At 46.2% G+C, this 537-nt stretch carries 2 tRNA genes and 1 rRNA gene; all 3 read right to left on the bottom strand.

Features of this window, described 5'->3' with window-relative positions:
* Positions 1-197 precede the first annotated feature (197 nt).
* Positions 198-273 (bottom strand) — tRNA-Ala (locus AC0ZWN_RS28845).
* A gap of 10 nt (positions 274-283) precedes the next feature.
* A tRNA-Ile gene (locus AC0ZWN_RS28840) sits at positions 284-360 on the bottom strand.
* Between the two features lie 123 nt (positions 361-483).
* Positions 484-537 (bottom strand): 16S ribosomal RNA (locus AC0ZWN_RS28835); the annotation flags it as partial.

The following is a 537-nucleotide window of genomic DNA, read 5'->3' as shown; positions in this document are numbered from 1 at the left end:
ACATTCGCCGAAAATTCGAATTTCTCAATTAAGAGAACTCACAAATTTTACCTTAGCCTGATCCGTTACCAGTGAAAGTAACGTTCAGTCTATCTTTCTATCACATACCCAAATTTTTAAAGAACGATCTAATCAAAAGACTAGAAATCAATATTCTCAACGGAATACTCATTTCTAAGCTTTCAGAAGCAGTTATATGGTGGAGCCAAGCGGGATCGAACCGCTGACCTCCTGCGTGCAAGGCAGGCGCTCTCCCAGCTGAGCTATGGCCCCATAACAAAATTGGTGGGTCTGGGCAGATTCGAACTGCCGACCTCACCCTTATCAGGGGTGCGCTCTAACCAACTGAGCTACAGACCCAATTTCGAGCGCGCAACTGTTAGCTTGGAGCTATCAGCTTGGAGCTTAAAGCTGCTTCTATCGTCTTCTTCAATGAATCAAGCAATTCGTGTGGGAACTTATGGAGCAGCTGATGTCGTCGATTAAGGAGGTGATCCAGCCGCAGGTTCCCCTACGGCTACCTTGTTACGACTTCAC

This window comes from Pseudomonas sp. 3B-A001-10F (assembly GCF_056313565.1).
Note: the sequence above shows the minus strand (reverse complement) of the source record. Positions and strands in the feature narration are given on the sequence as shown.